The 16,396-nt window shown below is 59.9% G+C and carries 16 protein-coding genes; 7 read left to right on the plus strand and 9 right to left on the minus strand.

Annotated features, from left to right (window positions below):
- Positions 1-20: 20 nt before the first annotated feature.
- Positions 21-275, minus strand: a complete 255-nt coding sequence (locus IGW03_RS04605; RefSeq protein WP_194721354.1) for a hypothetical protein — start codon at positions 273-275, stop codon at positions 21-23.
- On the opposite strand from IGW03_RS04605, the gene IGW03_RS04610 reads away from it, so the two are divergent.
- From IGW03_RS04610 to IGW03_RS04625, 4 genes are all read left to right on the plus strand, one after another.
- Positions 270-947: a response regulator transcription factor gene (locus tag IGW03_RS04610; protein WP_194721355.1), complete on the plus strand. Its 678-nt coding sequence runs from the start codon at positions 270-272 to the stop codon at positions 945-947. The two genes, IGW03_RS04605 and IGW03_RS04610, sit on opposite strands and share 6 nt — an antisense overlap.
- Positions 944-2,209, plus strand: a complete 1,266-nt coding sequence (locus IGW03_RS04615; protein WP_194721356.1) for an ATP-binding protein — start codon at positions 944-946, stop codon at positions 2,207-2,209. Before IGW03_RS04610 ends, IGW03_RS04615 begins: the two co-directional genes overlap by 4 nt.
- 98 nt (positions 2,210-2,307) lie before the next feature.
- On the plus strand, positions 2,308-4,044 hold the full coding sequence (locus IGW03_RS04620; protein ID WP_323744925.1) for a phosphoethanolamine transferase: 1,737 nt from the start codon (positions 2,308-2,310) through the stop codon (positions 4,042-4,044).
- Positions 4,045-4,056: 12 nt separating this feature from the next.
- Positions 4,057-4,833, plus strand: coding sequence for a phosphatase PAP2 family protein (locus IGW03_RS04625; protein WP_194721357.1), 777 nt, complete (start codon positions 4,057-4,059; stop codon positions 4,831-4,833).
- An 87-nt stretch (positions 4,834-4,920) separates the two neighbouring features.
- Here IGW03_RS04625 and guaA read toward each other — a convergent pair whose 3' ends face one another.
- Genes guaA through guaB form a run of 3 tightly spaced genes read right to left on the minus strand, consistent with a single transcriptional unit; the run spans position 4,921 to position 9,060 of the window.
- A complete protein-coding gene (gene guaA / locus IGW03_RS04630; protein WP_194721358.1) occupies positions 4,921-6,501 on the minus strand; it encodes a glutamine-hydrolyzing GMP synthase in 1,581 nt (526 codons plus the stop codon).
- A gap of 21 nt (positions 6,502-6,522) precedes the next feature.
- Entirely contained in the window at positions 6,523-7,575 is a 1,053-nt protein-coding gene (locus IGW03_RS04635; protein WP_194721359.1) for a sensor domain-containing diguanylate cyclase, read from the minus strand.
- Between the two features lie 24 nt (positions 7,576-7,599).
- Positions 7,600-9,060 (minus strand): IMP dehydrogenase, encoded by a 1,461-nt coding sequence (gene guaB, locus IGW03_RS04640; protein ID WP_194721360.1) that lies wholly within the window; start codon positions 9,058-9,060, stop codon positions 7,600-7,602.
- Positions 9,061-9,222: 162 nt separating this feature from the next.
- Between guaB and IGW03_RS04645 the strand changes: the two genes are divergently transcribed.
- Positions 9,223-9,750 (plus strand): DUF4124 domain-containing protein, encoded by a 528-nt coding sequence (locus tag IGW03_RS04645; protein ID WP_228535029.1) that lies wholly within the window; start codon positions 9,223-9,225, stop codon positions 9,748-9,750.
- A 77-nt stretch (positions 9,751-9,827) separates the two neighbouring features.
- Here IGW03_RS04645 and IGW03_RS04650 read toward each other — a convergent pair whose 3' ends face one another.
- Both IGW03_RS04650 and IGW03_RS04655 read right to left on the minus strand, forming a co-directional pair.
- Entirely contained in the window at positions 9,828-10,118 is a 291-nt protein-coding gene (locus tag IGW03_RS04650; RefSeq protein WP_194721361.1) for an RnfH family protein, read from the minus strand.
- A complete protein-coding gene (locus IGW03_RS04655) occupies positions 10,111-10,542 on the minus strand; it encodes a type II toxin-antitoxin system RatA family toxin (protein WP_194721362.1) in 432 nt (143 codons plus the stop codon). Before IGW03_RS04655 ends, IGW03_RS04650 begins: the two co-directional genes overlap by 8 nt.
- A gap of 64 nt (positions 10,543-10,606) precedes the next feature.
- Between IGW03_RS04655 and smpB the strand changes: the two genes are divergently transcribed.
- The gene (smpB, locus tag IGW03_RS04660; protein WP_194721363.1) at positions 10,607-11,056 is read left to right on the plus strand and encodes an SsrA-binding protein SmpB; all 450 of its coding nucleotides are present in this window, start codon (positions 10,607-10,609) and stop codon (positions 11,054-11,056) included.
- Positions 11,057-11,114: 58 nt separating this feature from the next.
- On the opposite strand, the gene IGW03_RS04665 is transcribed toward smpB, so the two are convergent.
- The 3 genes from IGW03_RS04665 to ppsA all read right to left on the minus strand — a co-directional run bounded on the left by IGW03_RS04665 (position 11,115) and on the right by ppsA (position 15,315).
- Positions 11,115-12,041 carry an SPFH domain-containing protein gene (locus tag IGW03_RS04665; protein ID WP_194721364.1) on the minus strand — a complete coding sequence of 309 codons (927 nt, stop codon included), beginning with the start codon at positions 12,039-12,041 and terminating at the stop codon, positions 11,115-11,117.
- Positions 12,042-12,109: 68 nt separating this feature from the next.
- Positions 12,110-12,556: an NfeD family protein gene (locus tag IGW03_RS04670; protein ID WP_323744926.1), complete on the minus strand. Its 447-nt coding sequence runs from the start codon at positions 12,554-12,556 to the stop codon at positions 12,110-12,112.
- A 332-nt stretch (positions 12,557-12,888) separates the two neighbouring features.
- Positions 12,889-15,315 (minus strand): phosphoenolpyruvate synthase, encoded by a 2,427-nt coding sequence (gene ppsA / locus IGW03_RS04675; RefSeq protein WP_194721365.1) that lies wholly within the window; start codon positions 15,313-15,315, stop codon positions 12,889-12,891.
- 175 nt (positions 15,316-15,490) lie between these two features.
- Here ppsA and ppsR point away from each other — a divergent pair, with 175 nt between their 5' ends.
- Positions 15,491-16,339, plus strand: a complete 849-nt coding sequence (ppsR, locus tag IGW03_RS04680) for a posphoenolpyruvate synthetase regulatory kinase/phosphorylase PpsR (protein WP_194721366.1) — start codon at positions 15,491-15,493, stop codon at positions 16,337-16,339.
- Positions 16,340-16,396: the final 57 nt, after the last annotated feature.

A 16,396-nucleotide genomic window follows, 5' to 3' on the forward strand; every position in this document is an offset into this window, starting at 1 on the left:
ATGATCGCCGAAGCAGCGAATCATCCATCGGACGCATGGCGCATTTGTCCTGACATATCCGCTATCAAGAAGCAGGCGGTCTTGAAGCTGTCTGGCCATGCAGCCTTCATGTGTTCGCACCACGAGCGTGGGCTTGCATCAACACCGCCCTGGCGTTCCCGTATTTCATTCAGGCCGTCATGTGAAATCGACATCTCTCCCGCACCAGACTTGACCCGTTTCGGTTTCGAGGACATGATCAGAGAATCGATGTATCGACGAAAACGCTTATGCATGTCCTGATCGTGGAAGACAACCCGGATATTATTGCCAACCTGTATGGTTTTCTCGAGCCGCTCGGTTACACGCTGGATGTTGCGCGCACGGGCACCGCTGGACTGGAACGCGCCGTCAATGCCTTTCACGATGTGGTCGTGCTCGACCTGTCGCTGCCCGGCCTCGACGGGCTGGAAGTGTGCCGCCGGCTGCGCAAGGAATATCGGCTGGCCACTCCCATCCTGATGCTGACCGCACGCGATACCGTACAGGACAAGCTGACCGGATTCGATGTCGGCGCCGACGACTATCTGGTCAAGCCGTACTCACTGCCGGAACTGGACGCCCGCCTGAAAGCGCTGGTGCGCCGCTCCCGCAAGGAAACCGTCGACTATGTGCTGACCTTCGATGAACTGCGTCTCGACACCAGTACCGGCCAAGCGTCCCGCGCCGGGCAGCCGCTGGCGCTGACGCCCACCGGCTACAAGATACTTGCCGCGCTCATGCGCAATGCGCCCACGCTGGTGACGCGCGAAACGCTTGAGCGCGAGGTGTGGGGCGACAATCCGCCCGACAGCGACGCGCTTCGCACGCATATCCATGCATTGCGCCAGGCCATGGACAAGCCGTTCGCAAGTCCCTTGCTGATCACTGTGGCCGGCAGCGGTTACCGGCTGGGAGGCTCCCGGTGAATCCCGGTCGTTCCCTGAAGCGGCGCATCACGCGCGCATTCTTCCTGCTGGCCTTGATGCTGGCCGGTTTTTTTTCGGTGGTGTCGTATATAGCGGTCGAAGTCATCGAGGCCCAGGTGGTCGATGCCAGGCTGGAAAAATCAGCCGAAAGCCTGATCGCCCATCATCTTGCCAAGGACAACGTCGATATGCCGCCGGGCATCACCTTCTTTGCAAACGAGGAAATACCGAAAGAACTGCAGAAGGCTAGTCCGGGCATTCATGAAGTGATCTTCGAAGGCCATGAGCAGCAGGCGCTGATCCGGGTTGACGAAGGCAACCGCTACGCTGTCATGCTCGACATGGATGATTTCGAACATATCGAACATGTCGTCTTTTCGGCACTGGGCGCCGGATTCATCTCCAGCCTGCTGCTGGCGCTCGTGCTCGGATGGACGACCGCACGCCATATCGTCGCTCCCGTGTCGGCGCTGGCCGATGCGGTCAACCGCAACGCGAATCCCGCGGACCTGCCGTCGCTGCATGCCCACGATGAAATCGGCATTCTGGCCCGCGCGTTTGCCAAGCGCACCGACGATCTGCAACGCTACCTGATGCGCGAGCGCCTCTTCACTGGCGATGTAAGCCACGAATTGCGCACGCCGCTGACCGTCATGCTGGGCGCAGCGGAAGTGCTGATCGCACAGCTGGCGGACCGCCCCCAGCAAAGCGCCGTCGCCGAACGCATCCGCCGCGTCGCCGCCGAAACGGCAGAACGGGTCAGCGCCATGCTGCTGCTGTCGCGCTCACCGGAACTGCTGGACGCCCCGCAGATCCCGCTGAATCCCATCCTGCTGTCGGAAATGGACCGCTGCCGCAATCTCCTGCTCGGCAAGCCGGTCGAATGCCGTCTCGAGACTTCGCAGGAAGTATGGATCCAGGCGCGGCCCGAACTGGTCGGCATCATCGTCGGCAACCTGCTGCGCAATGCCTGCCTGCATACCGACGAGGGAACAGTGCTTGCAAGACTGGCAACAGATCAGCTGGTCATTGAAGATGACGGCTCAGGCCTTCCCGAAACGGTGCAGTCACAGCTGTTCGAGCGTTTCGTCCGGGGAAACAACGATTCGCCCGAAGGCACCGGGCTTGGCCTGTCCATCGTGAAACGCGTCGTCGAACATATCGGCTGGACCATCCGATACGAGCCTTCCGAGAGCGGCGGCAGCCGCTTCATTCTTTCCTTCCAGCAGCCATCGCCTGTTGAAACGGCAACGCCGGCCTGATCCTGCTTCCGTTCCGGTTGCTCCCGGTTCATCCTTAACGCGTCCTTAACACCGTCCCGACTATCTTGGCTTGGTCAAAGCTAGGAAACGGGAAATCAGTGTTCAAGACGCTTCATGCCACATCATCCAAGGCCGCTGCCGGCGCCCTCGGGACAGGTCGCGATAGCCTGGACCCGCTGGTCGGAGGCGCCGCGAAGAGACGCATCCCGCCCGTCAGCACTGAATTGCTGATTGTGACGGCCAGCTTGTTCTTCTCCATTTTTGCCAACAGCCCGTTCTGGTCGGCCATCCTGTCCGGACGCAGCTGGGCTTCGGCCGGTACATGGCTGTTCGGCGCGGCGACATTCATCGTCCTCACCGCCCTGCATGCCTTCATCCTTGGACTGCTGACAACACGGCGCACCGCGAAGCCGCTGCTTGCCATATTGCTCATGCTCACGGCATGCGCCAGCTATTACATACAGCACTACAAGGTGTATCTCGATGCCGGCATGCTCAGGAACATCTTCCATACCGATGTCAAGGAAGCGAGGGAATTGCTGACCCTGCCATTGCTTTTCAGCATCCTGTTGTACGGCGCATTGCCTGCCTACCTGCTGTCGCGCCTGGAGTTCCGCGAACGTCCCAGACGGCGCGCCATGCTCGTCCGGCTTTCCTTCCTTTGCGGCTGCGTGGCGGCTGCCTGTACCGGCACCGTCCTTGTTTTCCAGGATCTCTCGTCCGTAATGCGCAACCAGAAGGAAGTACGCTATCTGATGACTCCGGCGAACTACCTGGTTTCATCGGTGCGTGTTCTGGCGTCCGATACGGGAGACGTGCGCACCGCGCGGATTCCGGTCGGAACCGATGCCGCGCTGGCCGCATCCTGGGCTGGCCGCAGCAAGCCGGCGCTGCTCGTGGTGGTGGTCGGAGAGACCGCGCGTGCGGCCAATTGGGGACTCAACGGTTATGAGCGGCAGACGACGCCGAGTCTGGCGAACCTGGACGTGATCAACTATCCGCATGTCACGTCCTGCGGCACCAATACCGAGGTATCGGTGCCGTGCATGTTCTCGCCGTTCGGCCGCAAGCAATATGACGAAACCAGCATCCGGCGGCATGAATCGCTGCTGCACGTGCTGGATCACAGCGGAATCAAGACGATCTGGCGCGACAACCAGTCAGGCTGCAAAGGCGTTTGCGACGGACTGGAACTGCAGCAGATGGATCAGAAGCGCAATGCGACGCTGTGCGATGGCGAGCGCTGTCTCGACGAGATCCTCATCGACGATCTGGAAGCACAAATCGCAAAAGCCCAAGGCAACCTGGTGCTCGTCCTGCATCAGCTCGGCAACCACGGCCCTGCCTATTCGAGACGCTATCCGGAAGCCTTTCGCCGTTTCACGCCAACCTGCGATACCCCCGATCTGGGCAAGTGCAACCGCGAGCAGATCGTCAACAGCTACGACAACGCCCTGCTATACACGGATCATTTCCTCGATCAGGTCATACACCGGCTGAAGGCGCAGAGGTCGCATGACGCCGCCATGATCTATGTTTCCGACCATGGCGAATCGCTGGGAGAAAAAGGGTTTTACCTGCACGGCCTGCCTCGTGCGATCGCACCCAAGGAGCAGACCGAAGTACCGATGCTGATGTGGCTGTCGCCGGGATTCGCATCGAGCTTCAACCTGGATACCCAATGCCTGAAAGATCAGGCAGCGCATCCGGTCAGCCATGACTATCTCTTCCATTCCATCCTCGGCATCCTGCAGGTGACGACGAAGGTGTACGAACCGGATTACGACCTGACGGCAGCCTGCCGGAAGACATCGGAACATCGCCCGCCGGCGTGAGCCGCACAAGTCATGAACAACAGAATATTCGGGCAATGCCTGTTCGTCCTGGGCATCGCCGCTGCGGTTTTGTTTTGGCTGGGCGAGTACACGAACGTCGATATCATGCTGGCCGACTGGATGTTCGATTTCTCAAGGCATGAATTTCCATGGAAGGAGCACTGGTTTGCCGCTGTGTTCATGCACGGCTCCATGAAGGTCGCATTGATTGCCTTCGGCGTGGCGCTGGTGGCCTTGCTTGCGGCGGACTACATGATGCTTTCCGGCTTCCTCGACAACGACATGCGGCGGGGACTGCGTGTAGTGGCCGCTTCTTTCGTCCTCATCCCGACCACGATCAGCATGCTGAAATCGACCTCGATTCATGCCTGCCCCTGGGATCTGCAGCGATATGGAGGCACTGCGCCCTATCTGAGGCTGTTTGAATTGCCGACATCCCATATCGCGGCCGGCCATTGCTTTCCGGCTGGGCATGCGTCCAGCGGATTGTGGCTTGCCTCGTTCGCCGTGTTCTGGCTTCCCGCGCGTCCGAGGCTGGCCAAGGCCGGGATTGCTATGGGAATGATACCGGGTGCCATTCTCGGCTGGGTGCAGCAGATGCGCGGCGCACACTTCATGACGCATACACTGTGGTCGATGTGGTATGCGGCGCTGGTGATTGTGTTGCTCGCGCGCTGGCAGTATCGGCCGGCGAATGAAGAACGAGCAAATGTCGGAAGAGAAAACGCAACAGCCCCTGATCGGCAGGGGCTGTTGCCGAACGCCGCTTTGTCGAGCGATGAAGCGTGACCAGGCGACGCTGGGCTGCGTCGGAGTGCGTGGCGAGGCAAGACGCGATGACGCTTTAGTAGTAAGGCGCCATGCCCTGCTGCCTCGTCATTCCCACTCGATCGTCGCCGGCGGCTTGCCGGAAATATCGTAGACGACGCGATTCAGGCCGCGCACTTCATTGATGATGCGGTTCGACACCCGGCCCAGCAACTCATGCGGCAGATGCGCCCAATGCGCCGTCATGAAGTCCTGGGTCTGCACCGCGCGCAGGGCAACTACGTACTCGTAGGTGCGGCCGTCGCCCATCACGCCGACCGATTTCACCGGCAGGAACACGGCGAATGCCTGGCTGGTCTTGTCGTACCAGGACTTGCCCTCGTCATCCTTGGTGTTGCGCAGTTCTTCGATGAAGATGGCATCGGCGCGGCGAAGTAGGTCCGCATACTCCATCTTTACTTCACCTAGGATGCGTACGCCGAGGCCCGGTCCCGGGAAGGGATGGCGGTAGACCATGTCGTGCGGCAGACCGAGCGCCACGCCGAGTTCGCGCACTTCGTCCTTGAACAGTTCGCGCAGCGGTTCCAGCAGCTTCAGGTTCAGCGTTTCCGGAAGACCGCCGACGTTGTGGTGGCTCTTGATCGTATGCGCAGTCTTCTTGCCCTTGCCTGCGCTTTCGATGACGTCGGGATAGATGGTGCCCTGCGCCAGCCACTTCGCGTTTTTCAGCTTGCCGGCTTCGGCCTGGAACACCTCCACGAATTCGCGGCCGATGATCTTGCGCTTGGCTTCGGGATCGGTCACGCCGGCCAGCTGTCCCATGAACTGCGCGGTGGCGTCGACATGGATCACCTTCACGCCGAGGTTCTTGCCGAACATGTTCATGACCATCTTGCCTTCGTCGAGGCGCAGCAGGCCGTGGTCGACGAACACGCAGGTCAGCTGGTCGCCGATGGCGCGGTGGATCAATGCCGCCGCCACGCTGCTGTCGACGCCGCCGGACAGGCCGAGGATCACTTCGTCGGTGCCGACCTGCTTGCGGATGGCTTCGACGGCTTCCGAGATATAGTCGGGCATGTTCCAGTCGGACTTGCAGCCGCAGATCTCGTGCACGAAGCGGCTCAGCATCGCCTTGCCCTGCACGGTATGCGTGACTTCGGGATGGAACTGTACCGCATACAGCTTGCGCTCTTCGTCGGCCATGCCGGCGATCGGGCAATTGTCGGTCGAGGCCATCAGCTTGAAGCCGGGCGGCATGTCGATGATCTTGTCGCCGTGGCTCATCCACACCTTCAGCATGCCGTGGCCTTCGGAGGTGACGAAATCCGCGATGCCGTTCAGCAGCGCGGTATGGCCGCGTGCGCGCACTTCCGCATAGCCGAATTCCCGCACCTTTCCATTTTCGACCTTGCCGCCGAGCTGTTCGGCCATGGTCTGCATGCCGTAGCAGATGCCGAGCACCGGCACGCCGATATCGAATACCGCCTGCGGCGCGCGCGGCGTGTCGCCTTCGGTTACCGAATTCGGGCCGCCCGAGAGGATGACGCCGGCCGCGCCGTAGCTGCGGACGAACTCGTCGCTGACGTCATAGGGATAAACCTCGGAGAACACGCCTGCTTCGCGTACGCGACGCGCAATCAGTTGCGTGACCTGGGAGCCGAAATCGAGAATGAGAATTTTAGAATGCATGGAAAGTGCTGGTTTGAGTAATCAGTTTGAATCCGGATTGGCGTCGACGACACGGTTGCGTCCGGCGTCCTTGGCGACATAGAGCGCCATGTCGGCACGGCTGATCAGTTCTTCCGTCGTCGCCGCGGGAAACTGGTCGGTTGCGGCGACGCCGGCGCTGATCGTGAGGTTCAGCGTCACGCCATTGATGATTTCGGGCTGCGATGCGATCGCCGCACGCATGCGTTCGGCCACCGCCATTGCGGTCGCCTGCGAGGCGCCGGGCAGGACGATCAGGAATTCCTCGCCGCCGTATCGGCCCAGGGCTTCCTGGGGGCGTATGCAGGATCGCAGGCGGCTTGCCACCTTGACGAGAACCGCATCGCCGGCCGGATGGCCGTAGGTATCGTTGATCTTCTTGAAGTGATCGAGATCGGCGACGATCAGCCCAAGCGGCAGGCCGAGCTTGTCGCAGCGTATCGCCTCGATCGTCAGGATGCGCATGATCGCGCCCCGGTTCCAGGTGCCGAGCAAGGGATCGATCAGGGACTTGCGGCGCAGGTTCTTGTTCTTTTTCTGCAGGTCGAGCTGCGAAGCATTGACGATACGCAGCTCGAGCTCCCGCTCGACCAGTCCGGCAAGGTCCGCCAGCGTCTGGCGGTCGCTTTCTCCGAACACCGGACGCAGGGAATAGTCGATCAGGTGTACGGTGCCGGCAAGCGTCTTGTCCTGGCTGCAAACCGGATGCGAGGCATAGAAACGGATATGCGGAGCGCCGCTCACGGCCGGGTGCTCCCTGAGCAAGGCATGCCGGCTTGCATCGGGCACGACGACAGCCTCGTCGGACGGCGCGATGTCGAGACAGAACGCCTCTTCGCGCTCCACCATCGTCTGCTCGATATCGATTGCCGGATTCAATGATCCCGCTGCATTCGTCGCAGGATTGAAGGTGACGATGCAGTCGGCGACATTGAACAGTTTCTTGCCGATGCAGCGGATGCGCAATATCTGGGCATCGTCGCGCGACGGCAGCCCGACCGGCTCCGTCGGTGCGATTGTCGTTTCAAACTGCAGCGGAGCGGCCGTTTTGCTCATGGCGATACCCGATGCGCAACCCGGTCAGTCGGCACGATAGTTCGGTGCTTCCTTGGTGATCTGCACGTCATGGACGTGGGACTCCCGCATGCCTGCCGCGGTAATCTCGACGAACTCCGCCTTTTCGCGGAACTCGTCGATCGACGAGCAGCCACAATAGCCCATGGAGGAGCGCACGCCGCCGACCAACTGGTACAGGATCGCCAGTACGCTGCCCTTGTAGGGAACACGGCCTTCGATGCCTTCCGGGACGAGCTTGTCGGCATTATTCGACGAATCCTGGAAGTAGCGGTCTGCGGAGCCTTCCGCCATCGCGCCGAGGCTGCCCATGCCGCGATAGGACTTGTAGGAGCGGCCCTGGAACAGGATCACTTCGCCGGGAGCTTCTTCAGTACCCGCGAACATGCTGCCCATCATCACGCTGGAAGCGCCGGCCGCCAGTGCCTTGGCGATGTCGCCGGAGAAGCGGATGCCGCCGTCGGCGATGCAGGGGATATTGGTGCCCTTGAGCGCTTCGGACACGTTGGAGATTGCGGTGATCTGCGGGACGCCGACACCGGCGACGATGCGCGTGGTGCAGATCGAACCGGGACCGATGCCGACCTTGACGCCGTCGGCGCCATGTTCGGCCAGTGCAATGGCCGCCGCCGCCGTGGCGATGTTGCCGCCGATGACGTCGACCTGAGGATAGTTGTTCTTGACCCAGCGCACGCGGTCGAGTACGCCTTTTGAATGACCGTGGGCGGTATCGACGACGATCACGTCCACGCCGGCCTTGACCAGCAGATCGATGCGCTCGTCGTTGTCCGCACCGACGCCGACGGCCGCGCCCACGCGCAGCTTGCCGTGTTCGTCCTTGCAGGCATTCGGGTGTTCGGTGGCTTTCTGGATGTCCTTGACGGTAATGAGGCCACGTAGTTCGAAGGCGTCATTGACGACGATCACGCGCTCGAGGCGGTGCTTGTTCATCAGTCGCTTGGCTTCGGACAGCTCTGCGCCCTCCTTCACCACGACCAGCTTTTCGCGCGGCGTCATCTTTGCGCGCACTTCCGCATCCAGCTCTTCCTCGAAACGCAGATCGCGGTTGGTGATGATGCCTACTACGGTCTTGCCTTCAACGACAGGGAAGCCGCTGATGCCGTGCTGTTCAGACAGCGCCATGACGTCGCGGATGCGCATGGTCGGCGGGATGGTGATCGGGTCGCGCACCACGCCGGACTCGAAACGCTTGACCTTGGCGACTTCGCGCGCCTGCTCCTTCGGCTTGAGATTCTTGTGAACGATGCCGATGCCCCCCTCCTGCGCCATCGCGATGGCCAGACGGGCTTCGGTCACCGTATCCATCGCCGCCGACAGCAGGGGAATGTTCAGGGTGATGTTGCGCGTCAGGCGCGTTTTCAGGGAGGTATCTTTGGGAAGGATGTCCGAGTGTGCCGGAACGAGCAGCACGTCATCGAATGTGAGTGCTTTTTGGAGGAGACGCATAGTAATTCCTATAGGCGCAAAAGCGAATTATACAGAAAACCCTGTTTGCCGTCGTCAAGTTCCCGTGCAGCGGAAAACGGGCATGGAACGCGCGCCCGGCCTCATTGACAGCCGCGTCAAAGCGTGGCGAAATCCGTATATGTCTCATCTGCAAGGACCTCAATGACTGCCCCGCTTTTTCGTCGCTGCATCGTCGCTGCCGCATCCGTCATGCTTGTCGGCGCCTGTGGCGCTGCCGCTGCGCAGTACGTCTGGCTTGATGAAAAGGGAACGAAGCAATTTTCCGATCGTCCGCCGCCTTCTTCCGTACCGGCGAATCGCATCCTTAAACAGCCCGGAGGCGCAGGCATCCCTCCGTCCTCCGCTACAGTGACTTCGGCATCTTCCGTCCATGCGCAGTCTGCCGCCACGCGCCCGGATGCCGAAAAGACAATTGCGGAGAAAAATGCCGACTTCCGCAAGCGCCAGCTGGAACGGGAAGACAAGGAAAAGAAACTTGCGGAAGAGGCAAAGCTGGTCTCGGACAAAGCCAGGAACTGTGAGCGTGCGCATGAATATCAGCGCACTCTCGAATCCGGTGAGCGCATCAGCCGGAAAGACAAGAACGGCGAGCACGCATTCTTGACGGATGAACAACGCCAGCGCGAACTTGGTGAGACCCGGCGCATTCTGAACGAATGCAAGTCATGAGGAGGTGAATTCAAGTTTGCCGGCAGGCCGCGTAAGGGCGCAGCGTACACTAGCGGTGCAAGAGCAAGTGCGGCGGTTCAGGCAACCCGCATTTTCTTGCCTGCCCGGCGGCGGCGCGCCTCCTTGGGGTCGGCGATCAAGGGCCGGTAGATTTCGATTCTGTCATGGTCCCGGACGACAGTATCAAGCGTCTTGAGCTTGCCGTAGATGCCTACATGCGCTGACTCCAGGTTGAGCTGGGGCACCTCGCGCAGGAGATTGCTCTGCTCGACGGCCTGCCTGAGCGTCGATCCTTCCGGCAGGCGCAGTGCCTTCAGGAACTGGCGCTCCGGAAGCGCATAGCAGACTTCGACGCGGATCTCAGCCATAGACGGCCTCGGCGCGCTTGCTGAAGGAATCGACAAAACTGCTTGCGATCATGTTGAAGACCGGACCGATCAAGCCTTCCAGCATGCGGCTGGAAAACTCGTAATGCAGATCGAAGTCAATCCTGCAGGCGTCGGCGCGCAACGCCTTGAAAGTCCATTCGCCGTGCAGCTGCTTGAAAGGTCCCTCCAGCAGCACCATCTTGATCGATGTCGGTGGCGTATTGAGATTTTCGGTGGAGAATGATTGCTTGACGCCATGGTAGTTGATCTTGATGGACGCAACCACCTTGTTTCCCTCGCGCGAGCGCACTTCGGTGCCGCCGCACCAGGGCAGAAACTTGGGGTAATCCTCGATATTGTCTACCAGTGCGAACATCTGTTCCGCGCTGTAGCCGAGCAATACGGATTTGTGCACGACAGCCATTGAAAATACCGTTTGATAAAATACGAACCCTTGATTTTAACCGAGCCCCTTCTTTCCCACATTCATGAGCATTATCGATAATAAAAAAGCCTTCCATGACTACTTCATCGAGGAACGCTACGAAGCCGGCATGGTGCTCGAAGGCTGGGAAGTCAAATCGATTCGCGCCGGCCGCGTGCAGCTGAAGGAAGCCTATGTCATCGTGCGCCAGGGCGAAGTCTTCCTGTTCGGCTCGCACATCAGCCCGCTGCCGACCGCCTCGACACACATTTCGCCGGACCCGGTGCGCACCCGGAAGCTGCTGCTGAACGGCGAAGAAATCAAGAAGCTGATCGGCAAGGTGGAGCGCGCGGGCTATACGCTGGTGCCGCTCAATCTCCACTACACCAAGGGACGCATCAAGTGCGAGGTGGGGCTTGCCAAGGGCAAGAAGCAGCATGACAAGCGCGATAGCGAGAAGAAGCGCGACTGGCAGCGCGAGCAGCAATCCATCCTGAAGCAGAACCGTCGCTGATTTCCCATGGGCGGCCGGGTGCCGGATCGGGAAAGCGCATGCACGCGGATTACGAGGTTCAGGTTTTCTGCTGCGACTTCACCACCTGCATTGCGCTCGCAATGAGACCGCCGACGTCGCTCAGGTTTGCGGGAATGATGAGGGAATTGTTCGTCTTGGCGAGCTGCGCGAAAGCATTGACATATTGCTCGGCGACCTTGAGGTTGACCGCGTCGGAACCGCCCGGCTCGCGTATCGCCGCGGCGGTCTGGCGCAGTGCCGAGGCGGTGGCTTCCGCAATTGCCAGGATGGATGCTGCCTGACCCTGCGCGCGGTTGATGGCAGCCTGCTTTTCACCTTCGGAACGTGCAATCGCCGCTTCCCGCTCGCCGCTCGCGATATTGATCTGTTCCTGCCTGCGTCCTTCCGAAGCCGCGATCAGCGCCCGCTTTTCTCGTTCGGCCGTGATCTGCGCCTGCATCGCATGCAGGATTTCCTTTGGCGGCGTGAGATCCTTGATTTCGTAGCGCAGCACTTTCACGCCCCAGTTGGCCGCGGATTCGTCGATGGCATTGACGATGGCCTTGTTGATGTGGTCGCGCTCCTCGAAAGTCTTGTCGAGCTCCATCCGGCCGATGACGGAACGCAGCGTCGTCTGCGCCAGCTGTGTGATTGCGGCGATATAGTTGGACGAGCCGTAGGAGGCGCGCATCGCATCCGTGACCTGGAAATACAGGATGCCGTCCACCTGGAGCTGGGTATTGTCCTTGGTGATGCAGATCTGGCTGGGAACGTCGAGCGGGATCTCCTTGAGCGAATGCTTGTAGGCGATGCGGTCGACGAAAGGAAGCACGATGTTCAATCCCGGACCCAGCGTGGAGTGGTATTTGCCGAGCCGCTCGACCACCCAGGCATGCTGTTGCGGGACGACGTTGATCGTCTTGATGACGAACACCACCGCGACGATAAAGAGAACCAGGCTGAACGTTCCGAAACTGAGCTCCATGGAGATTCCTTTGAATGACGATGCTTATGTCGAACCTGGATGCCGGATGCAACGAGGCTGATGCATGCTTATTGCGCGCGATTGGAAACGATGAGGCGGCTGCCGCGCACCTCCCGAATGACGAAGGTGCCCGTCACAGGTGCAACACCCTCCTCCAGCTCGACATCCCACAATGCGCCGCGGTACATGGCTCGCGCCCGCCTCGGCATGCCGTGGTCTGCATTCCACTCATCGATCTCGATGGTCTGCCCGATGTCGAGATTCACGTTCGGATCGCGCGCCGCATCGCTGCGCGGCCGCCTGCCCCATTTGCTTCGCCGGAGAATCACGGTGCAGGCAATGCCGAGCACTGCAGCCGTTAACAACTGCACGGAAAGCTGCCCTCCTGCCAATGCCACGAGGCCGCCGCAAGCCATGCCTATCGCAATCATCAGCAGGTAGAAGGTGCCGCTGAACATTTCGAGGACCACCAAACCGCCTGCCAGCATCATCCAGATCATCCAGTCTGCCATCATCGCCCGATATTGCCATTCAGCCATTATTGAAAATAATAAAAAGCCCCCGGAGTCAAAAGACTGCGAGGGCTACAATACAACAAAGTACAGCTGTTTTTGTTGGTTGTTGTTCAGAAACAAAAACAGCCTTAAGTCTAAACGAAGAAAACAATGCTTCCTATCATTTCGGCAGAAACAGGCCGGTTATTTGCATCGTTACAACACAATGATCTAGTTAGCCTCAATCGACCGTCGAATTTTAGCCAACAGTAAAAAGCGCGGGACCAGCCCGCGCTTTTTGTTGCAGCGTTTTAACGCCGCATGAGCCGCAGTTCGCGGCTAGCCGTCATCCATCACGCATTGTCAGCCAGCTGCTGCCACGTATCGATCACCGTATCGGGATTCAGGGAAATGGAAGCAATTCCTTCCTTCATCAACCATTCCGCAAAATCCGGATGATCGGAAGGACCCTGACCGCAGATGCCGATGTATTTGCCCTGGGCTCGGCAGGCACTGATGGCCTTCGACAGCAAGGCACGCACGGCATCATCGCGCTCGTCGAAGTCCGCCGCCAGCAATTCCATGCCGGAATCGCGGTCCAGACCGAGCGTCAGCTGGGTCAGGTCGTTGGAACCGATGGAGAAGCCGTCGAAGTACTCGAGGAAGCGCTCGGCCAGGATGGCATTGGACGGCACTTCGCACATCATGATCAGGCGCAGACCGTTCTCGCCCCGCTTCAGGCCGTTTTTCGCCAGCAGCTCGACCACCTTCTCCGCCTGGCCAAGGGTACGCACGAACGGCACCATGATCTCGACGTTGGTCAGGCCCATGTCGTTGCGCACGCGTTTCATCGCTTCGCACTCCATTTCGAACGACTCGGCGAAGTCTTGCGCAAGGTAGCGCGCGGCACCACGGAAGCCGAGCATCGGGTTTTCTTCATCCGGCTCGTAGCGGGAGCCCCCGATCAGCTTCTTGTACTCGTTCGACTTGAAGTCCGACAGACGCACGATGACAGGCTTCGGCCAGAAGGCCGCGGCAATCGTGGCGATACCCTCGGCCAGCTTGTCGATGTAGAAAGCCTTGGGCGATGCATGACCGCGCGCCACCGATTCCACCGCCTTCTTCAGATCCGCGTCGATACCCGGGTATTCCAGAATCGCTTTAGGATGCACGCCGATGTTGTTGTTGATGATGAACTCGAGACGTGCCAGGCCGACGCCGCCATTGGGAATCGACTGGAAATCGAAGGCAAGCTGCGGATTGCCGACGTTCATCATGATCTTCAAAGGCAGCGACGGCAATTCGCCGCGCGACACTTCGGTGACTTCCGTTTCCAGCAGACCGTCGTAGATCTTGCCTTCGTCGCCTTCGGCGCAGGAGACGGTGACCAGCGTGCCATCCTTGAGCATGTCGGTGGCATTGCCGCAGCCCACGACTGCCGGCACACCGAGCTCGCGCGCAATGATGGCGGCATGGCAGGTACGCCCGCCGCGGTTGGTAACGATGGCCGATGCACGCTTCATCACCGGCTCCCAGTTGGGGTCGGTCATGTCGGCCACCAGCACGTCGCCGGGCTGCACGCGCTCCATTTCCGAAGGATCATGGATCACGCGGACCGGGCCGGCGCCGATCTTCTGGCCGATGGCGCGGCCGGAAGCCAGCACTGTACCGCTGCCCTTGAGCTTGAAGCGCTGCTGGGCGTCGGTCGATTTCTGCTGCGACTTGACGGTCTCCGGGCGTGCCTGAAGGATGTAGAGCTTGCCGTCACGGCCGTCCTTGCCCCATTCGATGTCCATCGGGCGGCCATAATGCTTTTCGATGATCACCGCGTATTTTGCCAGCTCGACGATTTCCTGGTCGTTCAGCGAGTAGCGGTTGCGCAGCTCGATCGGCACATCGACGGTCTTGACCGAGCGTCCGGCCTTGGCTTCGCCGGTGAATTCCATCTTGATCAGCTTGGAACCGATGTTGCGCCGGATGATCGGCAGCTTTCCCTGCTCCAGCATCGGCTTGTGAACATAGAACTCGTCCGGATTGACTGCGCCCTGCACCACTGTTTCACCCAGACCGTAGCTGGAGGTGATGAACACGACATCCTTGAAGCCGGATTCGGTATCCAGGGTGAACATGACGCCGGCGGCGCCGACGTCGGAACGCACCATGCGCTGCACGCCCGCGGACAGAGCCACTTCGGCATGGGTGAAGCCCTTGTGGACGCGGTAGGAAATCGCACGGTCGTTATAGAGCGATGCAAAGACATGCTTGATTGCTTCCAGCACGTTGTCGATGCCGACCACGTTCAGGAATGTTTCCTGCTGTCCGGCGAAGGAGGCGTCAGGCAAATCTTCGGCGGTTGCGGAGGAACGCACGGCGAACGACATTTCTGCCGACGACTCGGCGACCAGACGCTGGTAGAACTCGCGAATCTCCTGTTCCAGTCGCGGCTGGAAAGGCGTGTCGATGATCCATTGGCGAATGTCGGCGCCGGCTTGGGCCAGAGCGCGCACATCGTCGACGTTCAGCGAGGACAGGCGGTCCTCGATGCGCTTGGCGAGCGTGGCGCCGCCATTGGCACCGTGGCTGAGGAAGTCGCGGAAAGCCTGCGCGGTGGTCGCGAAACCGCCTGGCACGCGAACGCCGGCACCGGCGAGCTGACTGATCATCTCGCCGAGCGATGCGTTCTTGCCGCCGACGGACTCGACGTCCGTCATGCGAAGATTTTCAAACGAAGCTACGTAGGTAGCCCCCTGGGTTGCCCCGGTTGGAACTGCGTTGGACATAACTGCACCTGTTTTGATGATGAGAAATCTGCATATGCGCCCTCGCCGCCCGAATCTTTTTGTTATTCTTCATGGGCAGGATGTTGGTCATGAATTAACCGTCATTTTACAGTGTGCAACAGCATCCTGCCGACCACAAAGTAGAACTATTCGTTGATCTATCTTCAATCTGATTATGCCAGACTTGCCTGCACACCAACTGCCGCCCCCGAACCGCACCGTATTTTTCGTGTCGGACGGCACCGGCATCACTGCCGAAACCTTCGGCCACTCCGTCCTGACGCAATTCGAGCTGCGCTTCAAGGAGGTCCGCCTGCCGTTCATCGATACCTTGGACAAGGCTTACGATGCGGTACGCGACATCAACCAGGCGTTTGAACACGACGGCAAGCGTCCTATCGTGTTTTCCACACTGGTCAAGGCAGAGCTGTCGTCCGTCGTGCGCCAGTCCAAGGGAATGCACATGGACCTTATCCAGACCTTCGTGGAACCGCTGGAGCAGGAACTGGGCGTCAAGTCGACCCACACCATCGGCCGCAGCCACAACATTGCCGACTCGGACGAATACAAGAACCGGATCGAGGCCATCAATTTCTCGCTGGCGCATGACGACGGGCAATCGAACCAGAATCTTGCCGCGGCCGACGTCATTCTCGTCGGCGTGTCTCGCTCAGGCAAGACGCCGACCAGCCTCTACCTGGCGATGCAGTATGGAGTCAAGGCAGCCAACTATCCCCTGATTCCGGACGACTTCGAACGCAACAAGCTGCCGAGCGCCTTGCTCGGATTCAAAAAGAAACTGTTCGGCTTGTCCATTGCACCCGATCGCCTGGCTGAAGTGCGCAATGAGCGCCGTCCCGGCAGCAAGTACGCAGCCCTGGAGCAATGCCGTTACGAGGTCAATGAGGCAGAGAAGATGATGCGGCGGGAAGGCATCCGCTGTGTATCGTCGACCGCAAAATCCATTGAGGAAATTGCAACGATGATTCTTCAGGAGATCAAGTCGGACAAGCGAGCGTATTGATCTATCTACATTGCACGAGTTGATTTAGCTGTCGGTCGTGCAAGGCAACCGGTCGGC

The organism is Noviherbaspirillum malthae (assembly GCF_015352985.1).
Taxonomy (GTDB): domain Bacteria; phylum Pseudomonadota; class Gammaproteobacteria; order Burkholderiales; family Burkholderiaceae_D; genus Noviherbaspirillum; species Noviherbaspirillum malthae.